Raw genomic sequence first — 20876 nt, 5'->3', positions numbered from 1 at the left:
TTTAGATTTCTATTTGTTTTATAATCTTTGCAGGATTTCCACCAATGACAACATTATCTGGTACATCTTTTGTTACGACTGCACCTGAGGCAATGACGACATTATTTCCAATGTTTACTCCGGGGTTAATAACAGCTCTTCCGCCAATCCAAACATTGTGACCGATGGTAACAGGTTTTCCATACTCACTGCCTGAAATTCTTTCAGTGGGATCAAGTGGGTGTGTGGCTGTATAGATGTGTACACCAGGAGCTATAACGCAATTATCACCGATCGTGATTTCACATACATCTAGAAAGACACAATCGAAGTTGGCATAGAAATTCTCCCCAACATGGATGTTGTATCCGTAATCACAGCGGAAGGTTGGTTCTATGTATAGGTTTTTTCCGGTTGAGCCGAAAAGTTCTTTTAAAAGAGCAGTCCTTTTCTCCTCATCGTTTTCGAGAGTTTGGTTGTATAATCTGGTAAGTCTTCGAGCATCTATACGTTCTCTCACCAATTGTGGATCCCCGGCAAGATAAAGTTCACCGTTCACCATTTTTTCCTTTTCAGTTTTCATATTATCTCCTTTAAAAAGTTAATAAAAACTATTTTACCATAGCTTGTATTAAAAATAGGAAAACCACACATACTTTCCTCATTAACACACTTGAACGGAGGAGCAGTATTTTGCATTGGTATGAGAAGCTTAATCAATATTTTCCTGTAGAAGAAATGAAGTCTAGAGAGCATATGGAGACACTATTAAAAGAGAGATCTGATATTTACCATAAGGATGAAGGACCTAATCATGTATTGATGTATGCAGAGTTAGATGATTTTGTTTTTATTGATTACCTCTTCGTTTCAAAAAATGCACGCGGCCAGGGACTTGGCCATAAGTTAATCGAAAAAATGAAACAAAAAGGAAAGCCTATCATTCTTGAAGTAGAACCAGTTAATTATGAAGACAGCGATACAGAAAAAAGGCTTCATTTTTATAAACGTGAAGGTTTTGAACATGCTAATTCGATCGGATATGAAAGACGGTCGCTCGCTACCAATGAAGTTAATAAAATGGAGATCTTATACTGGGCTCCAAATAAAGAGTCTGAAGAGCTAATTTTTGAAGGCATGAGAAAAACGTATAACAAGATTCATACCTACAAAGATCAACAATTTTACGGTGATTCCTACCAGCCTGTTGAAGAGGTTTTGACCTATAACGAAGACCCGCAAAATCAGAATATATTAGATGAACTCTAAAAATGGCGCTTTACTCCTAATGGAGTAAAGCAATTTTATTTTTTGTGGAAGGATAATGACAATAATTTGATGAATATATAACGGTATTGCACTTTGAGGGAGTTTTGAAAATAAGAGTCGACAGACCAGCTTAAGCAAACTAAGCGGAGATTCTCCGGTTAAATGTAAAATGAAGCTCATTTTAGGGGATATAAGCGGAGATTTTCCGGTTATTCAATGAAAACTTTATCTTTTTAACGTTTTTTGAAACAATAGGCGGAATCTCTCCGTTTATTTAAGCAAATTTCAATGCTATTTATGAAATAAGGGGATTTTTTCCGACTATTCAGATCGGATGCTTAGCCTCATCCCTAGAATCGATATGGGATACCCCTCCTGATTCAAGAACTTAATAAAAGGTGGTAAATTTGATGTTTGATCAATCTCCCTACACTTGTCGTGTGGAATGGGGCAGACGTGGAGCTAGAGAGGCAGCCGAGCGTGGTGACATTATCATTATTGTCGATGTCCTCAGCTTCTCATCAACAGTCGTATCAGCTTTACATTATGATGCAGTCATCTATCCATATCCTCCTAATTTGGATGGAAAAGAATATGCGAAGAACATTAATGCGGAATTTATACTAGGAAGAAGTGAGGCAGCTAAGGCAGGGAAACCAACCTTATCACCCGTATCTTTTAATGAAAAACATAGAAATAAAAAGTTTGTATTAACCTCGTTAAACGGTGCCTTTTGTACCTGGATTGCTTCTAAAGTGCCTGCACTGTTAATAGGTTCTCTGCTAAATGCTGCATCCGTTGCTGAAGTTTGTAATCAACTAAGATTACAAAAGAATGCAAGTATTACGGTGATCCCTTGCGGTGAACTGTGGAGTGATGGAAAAGAAGAGGAAGATACACTTCGCCCTGCCATTGAGGATTATTTAGGTGCCGGTGCTATTTTATCTTATCTAGAAGGGGAAAAGTCACCTGAAGCAGAGGTATGCATAGGGGCATTTCAGCAGGCAAAACCAAAATTAACCCAATTCATTTGGGATTGTGGCAGCGGCCGGGAATTACGCGAGAAAGGATTTGAAGCTGATGTAGGGCATTGCAGCTTATTAAATGCCTATCAAACGGTTCCTATTTTAAAAGATAACCATTTTGTGAGGTACATACAATGAAAACGATAAAAATTCGAAGGTATATAGACACTGATTTTGATAGAATACAAGGTTTAAACCGAGAAGAGGGCTGGAGTAACCTCGTTGAAAAGAATGAAGACAGTAAGGCAGCATGGGAAAATTCAAATGTTTCATTCGTGGCAGTAACTGAAGATGATGAGGTGGTCGGATATATTCGTGGGTTAACAGATACATGTATCACTCTTTACATTTGCGAATTACTAATAGATAAAAAGTACCGCGGGTTAGGCATCGGGAAGGATTTACTTCAGCACGTCCACCAATTATACCCGAAAACGAGAATCGAAATGCTTGCCTCTAGTACGTCGCATTCTTTTTATGAAGGATTAGGATATCGTCCTTTTTATGGCTTTAGGAAAACTTTAGAGGAATAGCAGGAGGAGTTAATGTGAAGAAAATTTATCTTATTAGACATTGTGAGGCACAGGGACAGCCGCCTGAAGCAGAGCTTACAGAAAGAGGGGCTAAACAAGCCATTCAATTAGCGGATTTCTTAACTCATTTTTCAATTGATCGTATTATCGCTAGTTCATATAAGCGTACAGTGCAATCAATAGAGCCGGCCGCACAAAGAATGAATTTGGAAATTGAAACAAACGATTTATTAACAGAACGTGTCCTTAGTTCTCAAAACCTAACTGATTGGCTTGATAAACTAAAAGCAACGTTTGATGATTTTGAAATGAAATTTGAGGGCGGGGAGTCAAGTTATGAAGCGGTGAATCGTATCGTAAGCGTAGTAGAGGATGTACTGAACAGTGAAGCTCACAATACAATTATTGTTACGCATGGTAACCTGCTTTCTTTACTATTAAATCATTATAATCCTCAATTCGGATTTGAAGATTGGAAAAGTCTGCGTAATCCCGATGTGTTTCTATTGGAAAAAAAGGACGATAACCTAACCTATGAAAGATTGCCAATGGAATCAAGGGTATCTTTAGTCAAACCAACGGTAGATTTGAAGGAAGAATACCTCTCCTTTTATCAAGAATGGTTAGATAGTAAAGAGGATATGATCCCTTGGGTAATCAAACGAGATCCTTCAAACTTTGAGGAAATGGTCCAATTCCTAAGGAATAATGAGCAGGGACAAAACCTTCCGGAGGGCTGGGTTCCAGATTCAACATTTTGGTTAATAAACCAAGACAAAAGAATACTTGGTGTAGTTAATATTAGACACCGCTTAAATGAAAATCTATTAAATAGAGGCGGACATATTGGCTACGGTATCCGTCCTTCAGAAAGAATGAAAGGCTATGCAACAAAACTATTATCACTGGCACTGGAAAAATCTAAAGAGCTGGGAATCAATAAAGCTTTGGTTGTTTGTGATGAAGAGAATACAGGCTCCTTTAAAACGATTGTTAATAATGGAGGAATACCTGATTCAGACTTTGTTGAGGAAGATGGAAATGTTATAAAAAGATTTTGGATAGAAAAGTAGGAAGATAGCAATGGAAAAGGTTCAGGGGGAAAACGGGTGGAAACAGAAAAAGAAATCAAAGTTGTGATAGGGGCAGGGGAATATAATAATAATCCGGGGTGGGTACATACGCAGGAAGAGGAACTGAATTTACTCGATGATACCACGTGGAGTAAAAAGTTTGAAAGTAGCTCCATAAAGGCAATTCTTGCAGAACATGTTTGGGAGCACTTTACCTATCTGGAAGGTGTTCTAGCTGCAAAAAATTGTTATAAATATCTGAAGCCTTCTGGTTATATTCGCTGTGCTGTTCCTGATGGGTATTTTCCAGATGAGGAATATCAGAATATAGTAAAAATCGGCGGACCCGGTCCTAAAGATCATCCTGCTGCAAGTCATAAAATCGTCCATAACTATCGTACTCTAACTAAATTGTTTGAATCAGCAGGTTTTCAAGTGAACTTACTGGAGTATTGTGATGAAGCAGGTATCTTTCACTATAATGAGTGGAATTCAGAAGACGGAGTAATTTTTCGCTCGAAAAAATTTGACCCAAGGAATCAGGACCAGCTGCGTGCACCTTCGGTTATCGTAGATGCAATAAAGCTTTGATGTTTATAGTAAGGGCAGGAAATTTCCTGCCCCGTTTGATTAGCTTTGCTTCTTCCCCTGATATTTCATTTTAAACTCGGCTTCACTCATATTTGGATTCTTTCTAGGAGTAGTTTTACTAAGAGCCTTCTTCATTTCTATATTCGCATCGTCGCCTGTATTGTATTTCCCATCCATTAGGATCCCTCCTTTTTGATACTTATTATCATCCCTTATCAATTTTTCATTCTTTATTTTCTTAAGAAATCAAAAGGAGTCATTGCTCTGTGTATAGAATATAGTGGTGTCTTCAGACAAAATATGTAGAGGAGAATATCATGAGCTGGAATCAATTAATGATTAACACACCGCGTGGAACATTTGAAGTCTTTCTGAAGGGGGAAGGAGAGCCCCTTTGTATTACCCACCACTATTCCGAATTTAATGAGACTGGCGATTATTTTGCTGAATCTTTTACGCATACACACCAAGTTTACCTAGTTAACCTACGTGAAGCTGGTAATTCACCAAAGGCAGTCGAACCCTATCAGCTTAGCATGCTGGAAACCATATTTGACTTAGAAGGTATTCGTGAAGCATTAGGTATTGAAAAATGGGGTTTTGCCGGTCACTCGACGGGAGGAATGTTAGGAATTGTCTATGGAATCTATTTTTCCAGCAGCTTGAGGTTTAATGTAATAGTCGGAGCTGCTGCAAGAGAATATACCACGTTTTCACCTGAGTGTATTTATAACAGGAATCATCCAAAATATAAAGTAATGCAAGAACTACTGGAAGCCTTAAAAAACCCAGATTTATCGGCAGAAAGAAGAAATAAACTTTCAAATGAACGTACCAAATTATCATTGTACAAACCAGATCGATTTAATGATTACTTTAACTTAAACATTAGGAAAAAAATATCGGCATCCCGGTTAAATTATTTTAACCGTGAAATTCAACTATTCGACGTTACAAGGAAATTAACACTCATTTCATCCCCAGCCTTAATTATGTGTGGAAAACATGATGTTCAATGTCCACTTCCATACTCTTTAGAGATGAATGAATACATACCGAATTCAAAGTTAGTTGTTTTTGATAATAGTAATCATTACCCATTTCTTGAAGAAGCCGAACTATTTTCAACCGAATTTACCCAATTTCTTAAAGGGGTAGTGATTAAAAAGTGAGCTGATTTCCGCCGAATGGGATTAGCAGCTTCCACTTAACAAAAGGACGTGGACCACAGTGCTACAAGCAACTATTGTTTTTATACTAGCAGGTATTGCAGAAATAGGAGGAGGGTACCTTATCTGGCAATGGCTCAGGGAAGGGAAACCGTCCTATTGGGGCCTAATTGGAGGACTTGTTTTAGCCTTGTACGGAGTCATTGCGACCTTCCAATCGTTTCCCTCATTTGGACGTGTTTATGCCGCATACGGGGGAGTGTTCATTGTGCTTTCATTATTGTGGGGGTGGGGCGTCGATAAAAAGACTCCTGATTTGTATGACTGGATTGGCGGCGGAATATGTCTAGCTGGTGTATTGGTCATGTTATTAGCGCCAAGACAATAAAAAATGAGCTTGGAGGTCCAAGCTCATTTTAATTATTTATGGAGAAACTCATATTGAGAAATTTTATCTTCAAAATTCAGCGTTACACCAATTTCGTCCCAGCCGTTAAGCAGCATTTCTTTAGGATACGGAGCAATATCAAATGAAAACTCCAGCCCTTGATTATCCGTAACCACCTGATCTTCTAGATTCACTGTAAGGGAGTACTCCTCGTTTTCAGCCTGACGAATAATACTTTGAACCTGTTCCTCACTCGCTTGAATGGTAAGAATACCATTTTTCACACAGTTATTTTTAAAAATATCTGCATAGCTTTGGGCAATAATGACCTTAAAGCCGTAATCTTGAATCGCCCACGGTGCATGTTCACGAGAGGAACCGCAGCCAAAGTTTTCGCCGGCAACTAAAATAGACGCTCCCTGATATTTTGATTCATTCATAGAAAAATCTTTTCGAAGGTTACCTTCATCATCAAAACGCCAGTGGTAAAACAAGAATTGACCAAATCCGCTTCTCTCAATTCTTTTTAGAAATTGCTTTGGAATGATCTGATCTGTGTCCACGTTACTACGATTTAATGGGCAGACAATACCGGAATGAATGCGTAATGGTTCCATTTATAGTACCTCCTGTGCTGTAAACTTTCGAACATCCACGAAGTGACCTGCTACTGCAGCTGCTGCGGCCATTTCCGGGCTGACAAGGTGGGTGCGTGAACCGTTTCCTTGACGGCCTTCAAAATTACGATTAGAAGTGGAGGCACAGCGGCCGCCTGGAGGGACAATATCATCATTCATTGCCAGACACATACTGCAGCCTGATTCACGCCATTCAAAGCCAGCTTCTATAAAGATTTGGTCAATTCCTTCTTTTTCGGCAGCCATTTTGACACTAAAAGAACCAGGAACAACAATGGCTTTTACTTTAGGATTTACTTTATGACCGCGAATGACATCGGCTGCTTTTCGTAAATCACTTAACCGTGAATTGGTGCAAGAACCGATAAAGACATGGTCAATTTCTACGTCTGAGATGGGCTGACCCGCTTCAAGTCCCATATACTTTAGGGCACGAGAAATTTCATCCTTTTTATTAGACTTTTCTTCCTGGTCAGGATTTGGAACAGATGCAGTTATCGGAATACACATACCTGGGTTGGTTCCCCAAGTAACCTGAGGTTCAACTTCAGATGCTTCAATTTCAACCACTGCATCATATTGTGCACCTTCATCAGAGGCAAGTGCCTGCCATTTTGCTGCAGCTTCAAGAAAAGCTTCACCCTTCGGAACATGCCGGCGTCCTTTTAAGTATTCAATCGTTGTTTCGTCAGGAGAAATCAAGCCTGCACGTGCACCTGCCTCAATGGACATATTACAAACGGTCATACGCTCTTCCATAGAAAGGGAGCGTATTGCTTCACCTGTATATTCCATAACATAACCGGTACCAAATTGAACTCCAAATTTTCCGATAATCGCTAGGATTAAATCCTTCGCCGTTACGCCTGTGCCAAGCTTTCCATTAACCTTAACATTCATTGTTTTTGGAGGTGCCTGCCAAAGTGTTTGTGTAGCTAGAACATGTTCGACTTCACTTGTCCCAATTCCAAAAGCTAGAGCTCCAAATGCACCATGTGTAGAAGTATGGCTATCACCACAAACAATTGTTTTTCCAGGCTGTGTAAGACCTAGTTCAGGACCGATGACATGAACAATTCCGTTATCAGGATGCTGCCGGTCTGAAAGCTCAACACCAAATTCTTGGCAGTTCTCTTTTAATGTATCAATTTGCTTCTTTGAGATTGGATCCTTGATTACATTGAGATCAAGTGTGGAAACATTGTGATCCATGGTTGCGTAAGTAAGATCGGGCCTGCGCACTTTACGGTTGTTCATCCGTAGTCCTTCAAATGCCTGAGGAGAGGTTACTTCATGAACCAGGTGCAAATCGATATAAAGTAAATCAGGTTTTCCTGCTTCTTGATATACAACATGCTGCTCCCAAACTTTTTGAATAATATTTTTTGGTTTTTGCATAATGTCCTTCCTCACATTTCTAGAATTAGTCAATAGGGGAGTATCTCCCCGATAAATATAGCTTCTTAATATGGAGAAGCAGCTGGACTAATGAGCCCAGCTGCAACTAGTTACACGTAACAGCTCATAATACATTTAGACGCGTTTTGTGATTTAATAAAATCAACAATCAGACGTGTCATTTCAGCGGTGCCTACAAGTCTTCCTTCAGGGATTTGAAGGTCAGCGGTATGGAAGCCGCTGTCTAATACGGACTGTACAGCTTCTTCAATTAACTTCGCCTCATCATTTAGTTGGAAAGAATATCGCAGCATTAACGCAGCTGATAGTATCATCGCAACTGGATTGGCAACACCTTTTCCAGCAATATCTGGTGCAGATCCATGAACGGGTTCATAAAGTCCAACACCGTCCTCACTCAAGGACGCTGATGCAAGCATCCCTAGTGAACCGGTTAAGACAGAGGCTTCATCACTAAGAATGTCACCGAACAAGTTCTCTGTTACAATGACATCAAACTGTGTAGGATTTGTAATCAATTTCATTGCAGCTGCATCCACCAATACGTGTTCAACAGTCACATCTGGATACTGGGCTTTTTTCTCCTCCACCACTTCACGCCACATCTTACTGGATTCCAAAACATTTGCCTTATCAACGGATGTAAGGTGTCCGCGCCTTCCTTGGGCAGCCTGGAAACCTTTGTCTACGATTCTTTCAATCTCACGACGAGTATAGAGAAGGGTATCAACCACTGTTCGCCCATTGTCACGACGTTCGCTTGGAGTGCCAAAGTAAAGTCCGCCCGTTAATTCACGGACAATTAGCAAGTCACTTCCTGCAATAACTTCTTCTTTTAAAGGAGAAGCATGCAGTAAATTTTTAAATCCTTTAATGGGTCTTAAATTTGCATATAAATCAAGAGCCTTCCGAATACCAAGTAATCCTCTTTCAGGGCGTAAATGGGAGGGGTTGTTATCCCATTTTGGGCCGCCAACTGCACCTAATAATACAGCATCTGCCTGTTTACAGGCGTCAACAGTTGTTTCCGGCAGCGGAGTGCCGTACAGGTCAATGGCTGCCCCTCCGATCTCATGGGTTTCGAAGTTAAAACTGTGATTAAATTCTTCAGCAATCGCGCTCAACACATCTTTTGCAGAATTAATAACCTCTTTGCCGATCCCATCACCAGGTAGTAATACAATACGCTTTTTCATTCGAAGCAACCTCCTCATCATTTTTTTATCACCCTTGCTGAAAAAGACTTTTAAGCTTGAGCTGCTGCTTGAACAACAGCTTTAGGGGTATAAAATACTCGGTTAACAGCATTTAGGAACGATTTAGCAGAAGCTTCTAATACGTCCTGAGCGGAACCGCGGCCGCTTACTTGTAAACCATCGACGGTCATTTTTACATGAACCTCAGCCAATGCATCTCGTCCTTGGCCAACCGAATTTAGTTTAAAATCGGTTAAGTGTATTTCTTCTTTAATCAAAGCTTCCAATGTGTTCATTAGAGCTTCAACGCTTCCTGAACCAGTACGAGCAGTTTCAACGCGAACCCCTTCAGGCGTGTTTAGTGCAACAGTGGCTGTAGGGAGGTTGGCTGAACCATAATGTACCTGGAAAGCAACAAGTTCATATTTCTTTACATCCGCAACGGCTGTTTGGATATCGGTTAAAATGGTAAATAAGTCTTCATCTGTTACTTCTTTTTTGCGATCTGTCAGCTTTTTAAATGCAACAAAGGCCTCTTGAAGCTTCTCAGCAGATAAGGTAAAGCCCATATTTTCAATTTTATCTTTAAAAGCATGACGTCCAGAATGCTTACCAAGGACTAAATCATTCGATTGAATCCCAACCATTTCAGGTGTGATAATTTCATAGGTTAATGTATTTTTTAATACACCATCCTGATGAATTCCAGACTCATGGGCAAATGCATTCTTTCCAACTACTGCTTTATTTCCAGGAACCATCATTCCGGTAAAGCGGCTGACAAGGTCGCTGGTACGTTTAATTTCTTTTAAAACAAGATTCGTTGTAAAAGGATATTTATCTTTTCTAATATTAAGGGCTACTGCGATTTCCTCAAGAGAGGCATTTCCAGCACGCTCGCCAATTCCATTAATGGTTCCTTCCACTTGGGTAACACCGTTTTCGATTGCCGCTAGTGAATTGGCAACCGCCATGCCCAAATCATCATGGCAGTGGCAGGATAACGCTGCTTTGTGGATATTTGGAACATTCTCACGAATATAGCGGAACATGTAACCATATTCGGCAGGAGTTGCATAACCTACAGTGTCAGGAAGGTTGATGACTGTTGCTCCAGCGTCGATCACCTTTGTAATAATCTTGACAAGAAAATCAAGATCCGAGCGAGAAGCATCTTCAGCCGACCATTCGATATGGGGGAATCTTTGTTTTGCATATGCCACCATATCAACAGATGTTTGAATAACTTCATCAGGTGTTTTGAACAATTTATATTTCATATGAATAGGGGAGGTAGCAAGGAAAACGTGCAACCTTGGTTCCGCTGCATCCTTTAATGCGTCCCACGCAATGTCAATGTCCGACTTGGTTGCTCTTGCCAGGCCAGTAACGGAACTGTTTTTAATACTCCGGGCAATTGCTCTAACTGCCTCGAAATCCCCTTGGGAGGAAGCCGGGAATCCAGCTTCCATAATATCAACGCCAAACCTTTCAAGCTGTCTGGCAATTTCCAGTTTTTCGAGTTGGTTTAAATTTACACCAGGAGACTGTTCGCCATCGCGAAGTGTCGTATCAAAGATGTTAACGTGAACCATTTACCACCACTTCCTTCTTCTCATTTACTGGCTTATTTTTAATAAATGGCATTAAAGCGCGAAGCTCACGGCCGACTACTTCAATTGGATGGTTATTTTCACTGCGGTTAATTGCGTTAAATTGAGGACGGTTTGCTTGGTTTTCCAAGATCCAGCCTTTCGCAAATGCACCAGTTTGAATATCCTTTAATACATCTTTCATGCGGGCTTTTGTATCTTCGTTAACAACACGCGGTCCAGAAACGAAATCTCCCCATTGTGCTGTATCTGAGATAGAATAACGCATGTTTTCAAGTCCTCCTTCATATAGAAGGTCAACGATTAATTTTAATTCATGTAAACACTCGAAGTAAGCAACCTCAGGCTGATATCCTGCTTCTACAAGAGTTTCAAAACCTGCTTTGATAAGGGCAGTAGTACCGCCGCAAAGAACTGCCTGTTCTCCAAATAAATCTGTTTCAGTTTCTTCTTGGAAAGAAGTCTCTAGGACACCTGCACGAGCAGATCCGATTCCTTTCGCATAAGCAAGTGCCAATTCACGCGCTTGGCCTGTGTAGTCTTGGTAAACAGCGTATAGTGCTGGAACACCTGCGCCTTCTGTATAAGTGCGTCGTACCAAATGTCCTGGTCCTTTAGGTGCAACTAGGAATACGTCTACATCTGCTGGAGGAACGATTTGTGTAAAGTGAACGTTGAAGCCGTGTGCAAATACCAATGCGTTACCAGCTTCAAGGTTTGGTTTAATGCTTTCTTCGTAAACTTTAGGCTGCATTTCATCTGGAAGTAAAACCATTACAACATCAGCTTGACGAGTTGCGTCTGCAACAGATGTTACTTCAACACCATCTTCAACTGCTTTATCCCAAGACTTTCCGCCTCTTAAACCAACAACAACGTCAAAACCGCTTTCCTTTAAGTTTAATGCATGAGCATGACCTTGTGAGCCATATCCGATTACTGCGATTTTCTTTCCTTGTAAAACTGCCTCTTGAATATCTCCGTTATATAATACTTTTGCCATTATAATCATCCCTTCGAAAATGTTTATTTTATTTGAGAGTAGGTAGTTAACTCGTTAACCTGTGGTTGATGTCCGCGTAAGAAGGCGGTTAATCCTGTTCTAGCAATCTCTTTAATACCATATGGGCGAAGTAAATCAATCAACGCGTCAATTTTGTCTGGACGGCCTGTGATCTGAATCGTCAAGCTGTCTTTGCTTACGTCAATAATCAAGGCACGGAATGGATCGATAATCCCGTTAATCTCACTGCGGAGCTGTGAACTGCCGGCTACTTTAATTAAAGCCAGTTCACGGGCAACAATCGCCTTATCTGTAATATCTGAAACTTTTAAAACATCAATCTGCTTGTTTAGCTGTTTTGTTACTTGTTCGAGGCGCTGTTCATCTTCGACTTCAACTACTAAGGTCATTTTTGAAATGCCTTCGGTTTCAGTAGGACCGACTGAAATACTTGAAATATTAAATTGTCGTCTTTGCAATAAACCTGTGACCCGATTTAACACCCCGCTTCGGTCCTGAACGGTTAAGGATATAATCCGTTTCATGATGGTTTCACCCCAATCATTTCATGTATTCCTTTTCCTGGAGCGATCATCGGGAAGACTTTTTCTTGCTGTAATACTCGGCAGTCCAATAAAACGGGACCGTCATAAGCAAACACTTCAGGAAGCTTGGTGATCAATTCTTCTTGGCTTTCAATTTTCAACCCTCTAATATGATAGCTTTCAGCCAGCTTTACAAAATCAGGCTGCGAATGAAGGATGGACTCAGAAATTCGGTTGCCATGTAATAATTCCTGCCATTGTCGAACCATACCTAGAGCACCGTTATTAACAATGATGATCTTGACAGGAAGGTTTTGTTCATAGATTACGGATAGCTCTTGTAAGGTCATCTGAAATCCTGCATCACCCACAATGGCTACGACAGTGCTTTCTTTAGCAGCCATTTGTGCTCCAATGGCTGCAGGGAAGCCAAATCCCATCGTCCCGAGTCCGCCGGAAGTAACCCAGCGATGAGGCTTTTCAAAATTGTAATATTGAGCGGCCCACATTTGGTGCTGTCCAACATCCGTTGTGACAACTGCTTCTCCATTGGTTACTTTATGAATGGCTTCAATCAGCCACTGAGGAGACATCCCGTTAGGACTGTGTTTGTACCATAATGGGAATTCTTCCTTGTATTTATTAAGTGTTTTCAACCATCCTTCAGTATCCGGTGATTCACCGTTCTGATTGAGCAACTCAACCAGAGCTTCCTTTGAATCAGATACAATTGGAATATTGGTTGGAACATTTTTACCAATTTCTGCAGGATCGATATCAATATGAGCGACTTTCGCAGTTGGAGCGAAATGCTTTAAATTCCCTGTCAAACGGTCATCAAAGCGGGCGCCAATATTAATTAGTAAATCTGTTTCGTACAGTGCCATATTCGCTGCATATGTCCCATGCATACCACCCATTCCGAGTGAGAGAGGATTGTTGGCTGGGAAAGTTCCAAGACCCAGAAGAGTGGTTACAACTGGAATCTTGTGTTTCTCGGCAAATGCAGTCAGCTCTCTTGAAGCTCTGCCATGGAGAATACCGGCACCCGCAAGAATTACAGGCTTCTTAGCCTTTGTAATGGCATCAGCAAGCTTTTTGATCTGCAGCGGATTTGGCTTCGTAGTTGGCTGATATCCAGGAAGGTCTATCGTTCCTTCCTCAGGAATAACGAATAATTCTCCTGCTGAAATGTCTTTTGGAATATCGATTAATACCGGCCCTGGTCTGCCTGTAGAAGCAATATGAAAGGCTTCCTTTACAATCCTTGGTAAGTCAGAAATAGACTGTACTTGATAATTATGTTTTGTGATTGGTGTTGTGATAGCCATAACATCCGCTTCCTGGAATGCATCCGTTCCAATGACACCTCTTGCAACCTGGCCAGTGAAAATCACTAGAGGTAAAGAATCCATCATCGCGTCTGTAATTCCTGTAACCAGGTTGGTTGCCCCCGGACCAGAAGTTGCGATTACAACTCCTGGTTTCCCAGTAATCCGGGCATAACCTTCAGCAGCATGAATGCTTCCTTGCTCGTGGCGGAAGAGGACGTGCTTTATACTGCCTCTCGCACGATAAATCGCGTCATATATTGGCAGAACGGCACCACCCGGATACCCAAATAGAGTATCAACACCTTCATTTATTAATAAGTCAATGAGCAGGTCTGCACCCGTTTTTGGTGCCGTACTGGTTTGGAAGTCCGGCTTTGCTTCTACTTTCACCTCGTAATCCCTCCTTGTGATTGTTTAAATCTTTATAAAGTGAACCTATGAAAATACATAATTGTTATCTATTTAAATAGTAAAAGGCCATTTTCGCCTCCGAAATAAACTGCAGTTGAAAACAAAAGCAGAATAGATCGGGGAGAAAAGGCCTTCCATTTCTCGGTACCACCCGGTTTTTTACAGCATCCTTACGAATACTGCCTCATGAAGCAGTTAATTAAAACCATAACCGCTTCTTTTTGTAACAGGTGCCTAAGTGTACACCCGATTGAGCCTAATGAGTCGTGACTGTTCAGCTCAATACTCAGGGATGATGTCGGAATAAGGTGTATTACTGGGCTTCCAGCAACCCCAGCTCTCTGAAAATACATGTTCTTATTCCTTTATTCCCGTCATCGATTTTTTCTATAAACTTTTCAAATCTACTGATTGGTCTTTAACCTCGGCGATTAAATAGGGAGCCTAAACCCTGGATTAGGTTAAAGTTGCAGTATTTAATAACTGAATAGCATTTAAATTTTCATAACTCCGCCAGTATTAGCGGATGTAACTAACTTTGCATATTTGGCTAGGTAGCCGGTTTTGATTTTTGGTTCTGGCTTTTGCCATAGTCTGCGTCTTTCTGCCAGCACCTCATCATCAACGATTAACTCAATTGTTCGTGCCTCAAGATCAATGAGAATCTTGTCGCCATTTTCAACGAGTCCGATTGGACCGCCTTCAGCAGCTTCAGGTGAAATATGCCCGATAGAGATACCTCTAGAGGCACCTGAGAAACGGCCGTCAGTAATCAGAGCCACTTCTTTATCTAATCCACGGCCTGCAATGGCCGATGTTGGAGCAAGCATTTCTGGCATTCCTGGTCCGCCTTTAGGCCCTTCGTAACGAATGACAACAACGTGACCAGCCTTAACGGTGCCATTATTAATGTTTTCCTGTGCTTCATCTTGGGACTCAAAAACAATTGCTTCACCAAGGAACGTTTTAATGGAAGGATCCACCGCACCAACTTTGATGACTCCGCCATCAGGAGCAATGTTTCCGTATAGAATGGATAGTCCACCAACAGGGCTATATGGATTATCTTTGGTCCGAATGACGGCTTCATTTGTTATTGTTGCTTCTTTCACATTTTCTCGAAGAGTCTTACCTGTGATACTTAAGCAATCTTGATGTAATGCACCTTCAACTTTACATAGTTCATTAAGAATGGCACTAACTCCGCCTGCGCGGTGTACATCATCCATAGAGTAATCGGAGGCAGGCATAATTTTTGCTAAATAAGGAACTCTTTCAGCAATTTTATTAATTTCACGCAAATCATATTCAATACCAGCTTCATGAGCGATTGCAAGGGTATGTAGGACGGTATTCGTCGATCCCCCCATTGCCATATCTAAGGCAAATGCATTGTCAATTGCTTCTCTGGTTATAATATCGCGAGGTTTAATATCGTTTTTCACTAACTCAACTAAGTGTTTCGCAGCTTGCCGGATTAACTCATGTCTTTCTTCAGAGGTTGCCACAATTGTTCCGTTACCTGGAACGGTCATCCCTAATACTTCCATCAAACAGTTCATGGAGTTTGCCGTAAACATTCCAGAGCAGCTCCCGCAAGTCGGGCATGCTGCCGTTTCAATATCAAGCAGCTCTGCTTGAGTCATTTTACCGCTATGGTAAGCTCCAACTCCTTCAAAAACAGAAGTGAGTGATAAATTTTTTCCGGTAGAAGAAACACCAGCTTCCATTGGTCCGCCTGAAACAAAAACAGAAGGGACGTTGGTTCTGACTGCTGCCATTAACATTCCTGGTGTGATTTTGTCGCAGTTCGGAATGTAGAATACTCCATCGAACCAGTGGGCATTTATGACTGTTTCTGCACTATCGGCGATAATTTCACGGCTGGGAAGGGAGTAACGCATCCCTACATGGCCCATTGCGATTCCGTCATCTACGCCAATAGTGTTAAACTCAAAAGGTATTCCGCCAGCTTCTCTTATAGCTTCTTTAACAATTTCACCGAAATGATTAAGGTGTTTGTGTCCAGGGATAATTTCAATAAATGAGTTACAGACACCGATAAACGGTTTATCCAGGTCTTTCACTGTTACCCCAGTTGCGTATAAAAGGCTGCGGTGGGGAGCACGATCAATCCCCTTTTTAATCATATCGCTTCGCATTGTAATATCTCCTAACTGACAATAGCGTGGTTTGTTGATTCAGGATAACAAGCCACTCCGTCCGTTGTTACGATTTTTCTGAATTCTTCTAATAGGTCGTTTGTAACGGTACCTGGTTTTCCGCCGCTGATTTCGCGGCCATCAACATTAATAACTGCAATGACTTCTACTGCTGTTCCAGTTAAGAACACCTCATCCGCCACATAAACATCATGACGAGTGAAAGGAGATTCTCTAACCTCGTAACCTTTTGCTCTTGCTACATCAATAATAGCGTTTCGGGTAATCCCTTCTAATGCCCCTAAGTAAACAGGAGGGGTAAAGATAACTCCATTTTTTACGATGAAGATATTGTCAGCTGAGCCTTCTGTTACATATCCTTGATCATTAAGCATTAGAGCTTCCTCTACACCAGCTTGATTGGCTTCTAATTTAACTAGAATATTATTTAAATAATTTAGTGATTTAACTTGTGGACTAAGGACATCTGGACGATTTCTTCTGCTTGCCACAGAAGCAATTTTGATTCCCCGTTCGTAAAATTCTTTTGGGTATAATGCTAATTGCTCTGCGATAATGATGACGCTTGGCTTTTTGCAGGAGGAAGGGTCTAGGCCGAGATTTCCTTTACCTCGTGAAACAACAACACGAATATAGGCGCTGTCTAATTCATTTTTTCTGATCGTATCCACAATTAATTGTGTCATTTCTTCCTGTGTATAAGGAATATTCAGCATAATGGATTGTGCTGATTCGAACAGTCTTTTTAGGTGGGCATCGAGTCTAAAGACGTTTCCGCTATATACACGAATGCCTTCAAATACTCCATCTCCATATAAAAATCCATGGTCAAAAACTGAAACTACAGCATCCTCTTTCTTGACGAAGTCTCCGTCAAGGAAAATCCATTGACTTCCCAACCTAACCACTCCTTTTAGTCATACAACGCTTTAAATAATTAAAATCGATTGTAAAAGAATACCTATGCCGATTTTCCTGTTTTAAGGAATGGCTGAAGGTAAGTACATTAATTAGAATATTTAATACAAATTATATTTTCAGTTATCTTACACCCAATCTAAATCTTGGTCAACATAAAAATCTGACAATTCAAATAAATCGAAAAAATTGTTAGCGTTTTCATTATTGTTAGATTAAGGTTAAAGGGAAATAGAAATAGTAAAAAAATATTTTTTGAGGGTAAAAAAGTAGATTGAGAAGGAGTGATTTCCTGCGGGGATTCTACTATTGTCAACTGAAAAAACAGCTTGGATGAGAAATGTTATTCTATAAAAAAGAATAAACATTAGTTTTTCACTATATTTGTTTTGGCTTTGACTGCTACCTTATTTTTGCAATATATTCATATACTTCACGTAAATTTTTATATCCCTTATTGTGGGCAAGACCCAAATAATGTCCCCAAATTTGTGCGGTTAGTGCTGCATCACCAAGGGCATGATGCCGGTTAATTATTTCTATGCCGCATTCCTCACAGACCACTTCAAGAGGTAATGACTTAATTGCGGGGTTTGAAATACGTAATAAGAAGGAGGTGTCAATGATTCGGTGTTCAAATCTAGTTCTTAGTAGATCCCATGTCATTTTTTGCATAAAGGATTGTTCATGATTAGCGTGGTGGGCCACAAGAGCATGATTCTTTACAAATCTAAAAAACTCCAATAATACTTCTTCTGCAGGCGGCGCTGTCTGTAATTCCTCATCGGTAATACTGGTCAGAACGGAGATTTCGTCTGAAAGACTATGGGGTGAGTGGACTAGGGAATAAAAAGTTTCTCTTTCTTGGATTTCCTTCCCAATCATCTTTATGGCCCCAATGGAAATGACTCGATCTCCTTTTTCTGGGTAGAATCCTGTCGTTTCTAAATCAAACACCACAACCTCTAATTCTTGAAGCGGTGTGTCCAGGCAGTTGTTTTCTTTCATTTCTTTTTGGAGCTGTCTAATAAAAGAGATATTTTGCATGTTTGCATGCCCTTGAACACCAGCATAAATATTGGAACCAAGTCTGCCTGACATTTGTCTGAAAAAGTGAATCATATCATTCATTCCCATTAGGTATCCTCCTTATCTACTAAATTTCTTACATATCGATATAGGGCAGCTCCATTTTTCAATATTGCTTTTACTTCTTCCTTTTGCTCCTTTGAAAGGGCAGTGATAGGCAAATAATGGCTATTCTCGTAATTATCAGTTTTAGCGTGTGATAGACGAAAGTTTAGTAATTTTAAAAACTGTTGTTTATATAATTCTCTCTTAATAGAAGAAAGATCAGATTCTTGCAGGTTTTCAAGCCTTGAAAGAGTTGAGGTTTCAATTATATTTCCTCTAATAGCCAATAAACGTATTGCATTCACATATGGAAAAAGGGCTTTTTCCTTGATATTTAGTGCTCCTGAATGCGGTCCGTGAGTTTCCACGAGTATTTGACCTAAAATGCCTCTTCCTTTTTTCAGATGCAGGGTATTACTGAGTAATTTTTTTATGAGGTTCTGTTTATGAATATTCTGATATACTTCCATTTTTAAGTTTTCTAGTAAGCCTGCGTTCCCATATAGTGACCGCCCGTCAATGAAAATCAATAATTGACGTATTAATTCCCAGCTAGAATCATCCAGCCAATCTGCTAATTGCCGTCTCCATTGTGGCAGGGATTTGCACCATAATGGATTACTGGCCATTACTCCGCCATCACAATAAACATAACCGGCCAGGTGTAAGCCTTGTGAGATTTCTTTCCCTAATTCCAAAAAGTATTCGTTTATTTTAGTGCCTTGCTCCTGATAAATAATGCCATGATCCTGGTCGCTCCATAAAGCTTGCTCAAACCGTCCAGCACTGCCCATCATAAAAAAAGTAAATGGGCAGGGGATAGGCCCGGATCTTTCTATCATTTGCCCAATTGAAAGGGTGATGACAGAGTGAATGATTTCATCATGCAGCTGATTTAATTGAAAATGATTATGAGAAACCCGAATCATTTGGTCATCACGGAACCTTTTAATCTCTAAGTAGCTGTTCATTCATTCAGTTCACCTCCAAAAATACAATTCCATCCCCTTCGTGTGTGGAAGGGGATAGGCCTGGCAGTGGAAATAAGGTATTATGCGTTAAGCTTTGTCTCTGGTCCTATTGTTGATTGATCTGCTTTGACGATTTCAGGGTAACCGTAGCTTCCGTGCTCACTCATATCTAGACCAATAATTTCTTCTTCTTCTGTAACACGCAAGCCATTCATAACAGCTTTCATGATTGTTAATAGGATAAAGGAGACAATGAAAGCAAAAGCACCGCTGGTGACAACCCCTAATGCCTGAACACCCAGCTGGTGTAAACCGCCTCCGTAAAATAATCCTGGCTCTCCAACTGCTGCTAATTCCGGTGTTGCAAACAATCCTGTTGATAAAGTTCCCCAAATACCTGCTGTACCGTGTACAGACAATGCAGCAATCGGATCATCAATGCCTTTTCTTTCGAAGAATCGAATGCTGTAAAATACAAGTATTCCTGATATGAAACCGATTAGGACGGCAGCCCATGTATCAACAAAAGCACAGGAGGCTGTAATGGCGACTAAACCTGCTAAGGCACCATTTAACATCATTGGAACATCTGCTTTACCCATAACAATCCAAGAGATTATCATGGCTGCGATTACTCCGGCACCTGCAGCCAGGTTTGTATTAAGTGCTACAAAACCAAAGAATGCTCCATCAACAGAAACCGTACTGCCTGCATTAAATCCGAACCAACCCACCCATAAGATTAAAACACTAAGCGCTGTGAATACTTGGTTATGTCCTGCCAGATTGTTTGCTGAACCATCTTTATTGTATTTCCCAATTCGTGGTTTTAGGATTAATGTAGCAGCAAAAGCAGCCATTGCTCCTGTTAAGTGAACAACCGTTGAGCCTGCGAAATCTTGTTTTCCGTGTTCTGCTAACCAGCCTCCGCCCCAAATCCAGTGGGCAATCGGCGGATATACGATGACTGAAAATAGTACGGCAAACACGAGATATGCTCCTAATTTTGCTCGTTCAGCAAAGCCGCCGAAGGCAATGGTTAAGGAAATGCCAGCAAAAGCTAATTGGAACATAAAGAATACCGAGCCGGAAAGTGCCAATCCTTCCACGTCATATCCCGAATAGAAAAAGTCAGATAAGCCAATAAGCGGGTTTCCTTCTCCAAATATTAAGCCGTAGCCAACTGCCCAAAATATGATGGATGAGATACCAAAGGTAAGTATCGTTTTCCCGGCAATATGTCCGGCATTTTTCATTCGTGTTGATCCAGTTTCCAACAGGATGAATCCTCCAATCATGAGAATAACTAGAACGGCTCCAACCATTACCCAAAGACTGTTCATTAAAAATATCGTATCCATCATTTCTCCTCCTTTAAATTCATGTTAATTTTCTTAACATTCGGTGTATTTGTATTTTTACATGGATTTGATGTGGATTCTACATTTATGTGAGGTTTCCTGACATGGTTTTTGGAAGGAAAT

General features: G+C 40.6%; 21 protein-coding genes and 1 pseudogene. 8 read left to right on the top strand and 14 right to left on the bottom strand.

Going from position 1 to position 20876, the window contains the following annotated elements; genetic code table 11:
* Window position 1 precedes the first annotated feature (1 nt).
* Window positions 2-562, bottom strand: a complete 561-nt coding sequence (gene maa, locus SFC47_RS18560; RefSeq protein WP_411255805.1) for a maltose O-acetyltransferase — start codon at window positions 560-562, stop codon at window positions 2-4.
* 110 nt (window positions 563-672) lie between these two features.
* Between maa and SFC47_RS18555 the strand changes: the two genes are divergently transcribed.
* From SFC47_RS18555 to SFC47_RS18530, 6 genes and pseudogenes are all read left to right on the top strand, one after another.
* Complete coding sequence (locus SFC47_RS18555) at window positions 673-1248, top strand: GNAT family N-acetyltransferase (RefSeq protein WP_411255804.1); 576 nt, start codon at window positions 673-675, stop codon at window positions 1246-1248.
* Between the two features lie 410 nt (window positions 1249-1658).
* Window positions 1659-2411 (top strand): 2-phosphosulfolactate phosphatase, encoded by a 753-nt coding sequence (locus SFC47_RS18550; RefSeq protein ID WP_411255803.1) that lies wholly within the window; start codon window positions 1659-1661, stop codon window positions 2409-2411.
* Window positions 2408-2806 carry a GNAT family N-acetyltransferase gene (locus SFC47_RS18545; protein ID WP_411255802.1) on the top strand — a complete coding sequence of 133 codons (399 nt, stop codon included), beginning with the start codon at window positions 2408-2410 and terminating at the stop codon, window positions 2804-2806. The genes SFC47_RS18550 and SFC47_RS18545 overlap by 4 nt, the downstream gene beginning before the upstream one ends.
* Window positions 2807-2820: 14 nt before the next feature.
* Window positions 2821-3279, top strand: a pseudogene (locus SFC47_RS18540) (histidine phosphatase family protein); the annotation flags it as partial.
* Window positions 3280-3354: 75 nt separating this feature from the next.
* Complete coding sequence (locus SFC47_RS18535) at window positions 3355-3879, top strand: GNAT family N-acetyltransferase (protein ID WP_411255871.1); 525 nt, start codon at window positions 3355-3357, stop codon at window positions 3877-3879.
* A gap of 36 nt (window positions 3880-3915) precedes the next feature.
* Window positions 3916-4470 carry a class I SAM-dependent methyltransferase gene (locus SFC47_RS18530; protein ID WP_411255801.1) on the top strand — a complete coding sequence of 185 codons (555 nt, stop codon included), beginning with the start codon at window positions 3916-3918 and terminating at the stop codon, window positions 4468-4470.
* 39 nt (window positions 4471-4509) lie between these two features.
* On the opposite strand, the gene SFC47_RS18525 is transcribed toward SFC47_RS18530, so the two are convergent.
* Window positions 4510-4647 carry a hypothetical protein gene (locus SFC47_RS18525; RefSeq protein WP_411255800.1) on the bottom strand — a complete coding sequence of 46 codons (138 nt, stop codon included), beginning with the start codon at window positions 4645-4647 and terminating at the stop codon, window positions 4510-4512.
* A 140-nt stretch (window positions 4648-4787) separates the two neighbouring features.
* On the opposite strand from SFC47_RS18525, the gene SFC47_RS18520 reads away from it, so the two are divergent.
* Together SFC47_RS18520 and SFC47_RS18515 are read left to right on the top strand one after the other, a co-directional pair.
* On the top strand, window positions 4788-5642 hold the full coding sequence (locus SFC47_RS18520; protein WP_411255799.1) for an alpha/beta fold hydrolase: 855 nt from the start codon (window positions 4788-4790) through the stop codon (window positions 5640-5642).
* A gap of 58 nt (window positions 5643-5700) precedes the next feature.
* Window positions 5701-6027 (top strand): YnfA family protein, encoded by a 327-nt coding sequence (locus tag SFC47_RS18515; RefSeq protein ID WP_411255798.1) that lies wholly within the window; start codon window positions 5701-5703, stop codon window positions 6025-6027.
* 32 nt (window positions 6028-6059) lie between these two features.
* Here the strand turns inward: SFC47_RS18515 and leuD are convergent, their stop codons facing one another.
* The 12 genes from leuD to SFC47_RS18455 all read right to left on the bottom strand — a co-directional run bounded on the left by leuD (window position 6060) and on the right by SFC47_RS18455 (window position 20753).
* Window positions 6060-6644: a 3-isopropylmalate dehydratase small subunit gene (gene leuD, locus SFC47_RS18510; protein ID WP_411255797.1), complete on the bottom strand. Its 585-nt coding sequence runs from the start codon at window positions 6642-6644 to the stop codon at window positions 6060-6062.
* Window positions 6645-8063: a 3-isopropylmalate dehydratase large subunit gene (gene leuC, locus SFC47_RS18505; protein ID WP_411255796.1), complete on the bottom strand. Its 1419-nt coding sequence runs from the start codon at window positions 8061-8063 to the stop codon at window positions 6645-6647.
* Between the two features lie 110 nt (window positions 8064-8173).
* The gene (leuB, locus tag SFC47_RS18500) at window positions 8174-9280 is read right to left on the bottom strand and encodes a 3-isopropylmalate dehydrogenase (RefSeq protein WP_411255795.1); all 1107 of its coding nucleotides are present in this window, start codon (window positions 9278-9280) and stop codon (window positions 8174-8176) included.
* Window positions 9281-9330: 50 nt separating this feature from the next.
* A complete protein-coding gene (locus SFC47_RS18495; RefSeq protein WP_411255794.1) occupies window positions 9331-10875 on the bottom strand; it encodes a 2-isopropylmalate synthase in 1545 nt (514 codons plus the stop codon).
* Window positions 10862-11896: a ketol-acid reductoisomerase gene (gene ilvC, locus SFC47_RS18490; protein ID WP_411255793.1), complete on the bottom strand. Its 1035-nt coding sequence runs from the start codon at window positions 11894-11896 to the stop codon at window positions 10862-10864. Before ilvC ends, SFC47_RS18495 begins: the two co-directional genes overlap by 14 nt.
* A gap of 23 nt (window positions 11897-11919) precedes the next feature.
* On the bottom strand, window positions 11920-12441 hold the full coding sequence (gene ilvN / locus SFC47_RS18485; protein ID WP_034677413.1) for an acetolactate synthase small subunit: 522 nt from the start codon (window positions 12439-12441) through the stop codon (window positions 11920-11922).
* Window positions 12438-14165, bottom strand: a complete 1728-nt coding sequence (ilvB, locus tag SFC47_RS18480) for an acetolactate synthase large subunit (RefSeq protein WP_411255792.1) — start codon at window positions 14163-14165, stop codon at window positions 12438-12440. Before ilvB ends, ilvN begins: the two co-directional genes overlap by 4 nt.
* Before the next feature lie 515 nt (window positions 14166-14680).
* Window positions 14681-16348 (bottom strand): dihydroxy-acid dehydratase, encoded by a 1668-nt coding sequence (gene ilvD, locus SFC47_RS18475; RefSeq protein ID WP_411255791.1) that lies wholly within the window; start codon window positions 16346-16348, stop codon window positions 14681-14683.
* A gap of 11 nt (window positions 16349-16359) precedes the next feature.
* Window positions 16360-17268 carry a branched-chain-amino-acid transaminase gene (ilvE, locus tag SFC47_RS18470; RefSeq protein ID WP_411255790.1) on the bottom strand — a complete coding sequence of 303 codons (909 nt, stop codon included), beginning with the start codon at window positions 17266-17268 and terminating at the stop codon, window positions 16360-16362.
* Between the two features lie 421 nt (window positions 17269-17689).
* On the bottom strand, window positions 17690-18424 hold the full coding sequence (locus SFC47_RS18465; RefSeq protein ID WP_411255789.1) for an exonuclease domain-containing protein: 735 nt from the start codon (window positions 18422-18424) through the stop codon (window positions 17690-17692).
* Window positions 18424-19392, bottom strand: coding sequence for a DUF294 nucleotidyltransferase-like domain-containing protein (locus SFC47_RS18460; protein ID WP_411255788.1), 969 nt, complete (start codon window positions 19390-19392; stop codon window positions 18424-18426). The genes SFC47_RS18465 and SFC47_RS18460 overlap by 1 nt, the downstream gene beginning before the upstream one ends.
* 80 nt (window positions 19393-19472) lie before the next feature.
* Window positions 19473-20753, bottom strand: coding sequence for an ammonium transporter (locus SFC47_RS18455; RefSeq protein ID WP_411255869.1), 1281 nt, complete (start codon window positions 20751-20753; stop codon window positions 19473-19475).
* Between the last annotated feature and the right edge of the window lie 123 nt (window positions 20754-20876).

The sequence above is a fragment of the Neobacillus niacini genome, from assembly GCF_046591715.1.
Lineage (GTDB): Bacteria > Bacillota > Bacilli > Bacillales > Cytobacillaceae > Neobacillus > Neobacillus niacini_L.
This window is presented reverse-complemented; position numbering and strand designations above follow the sequence as displayed.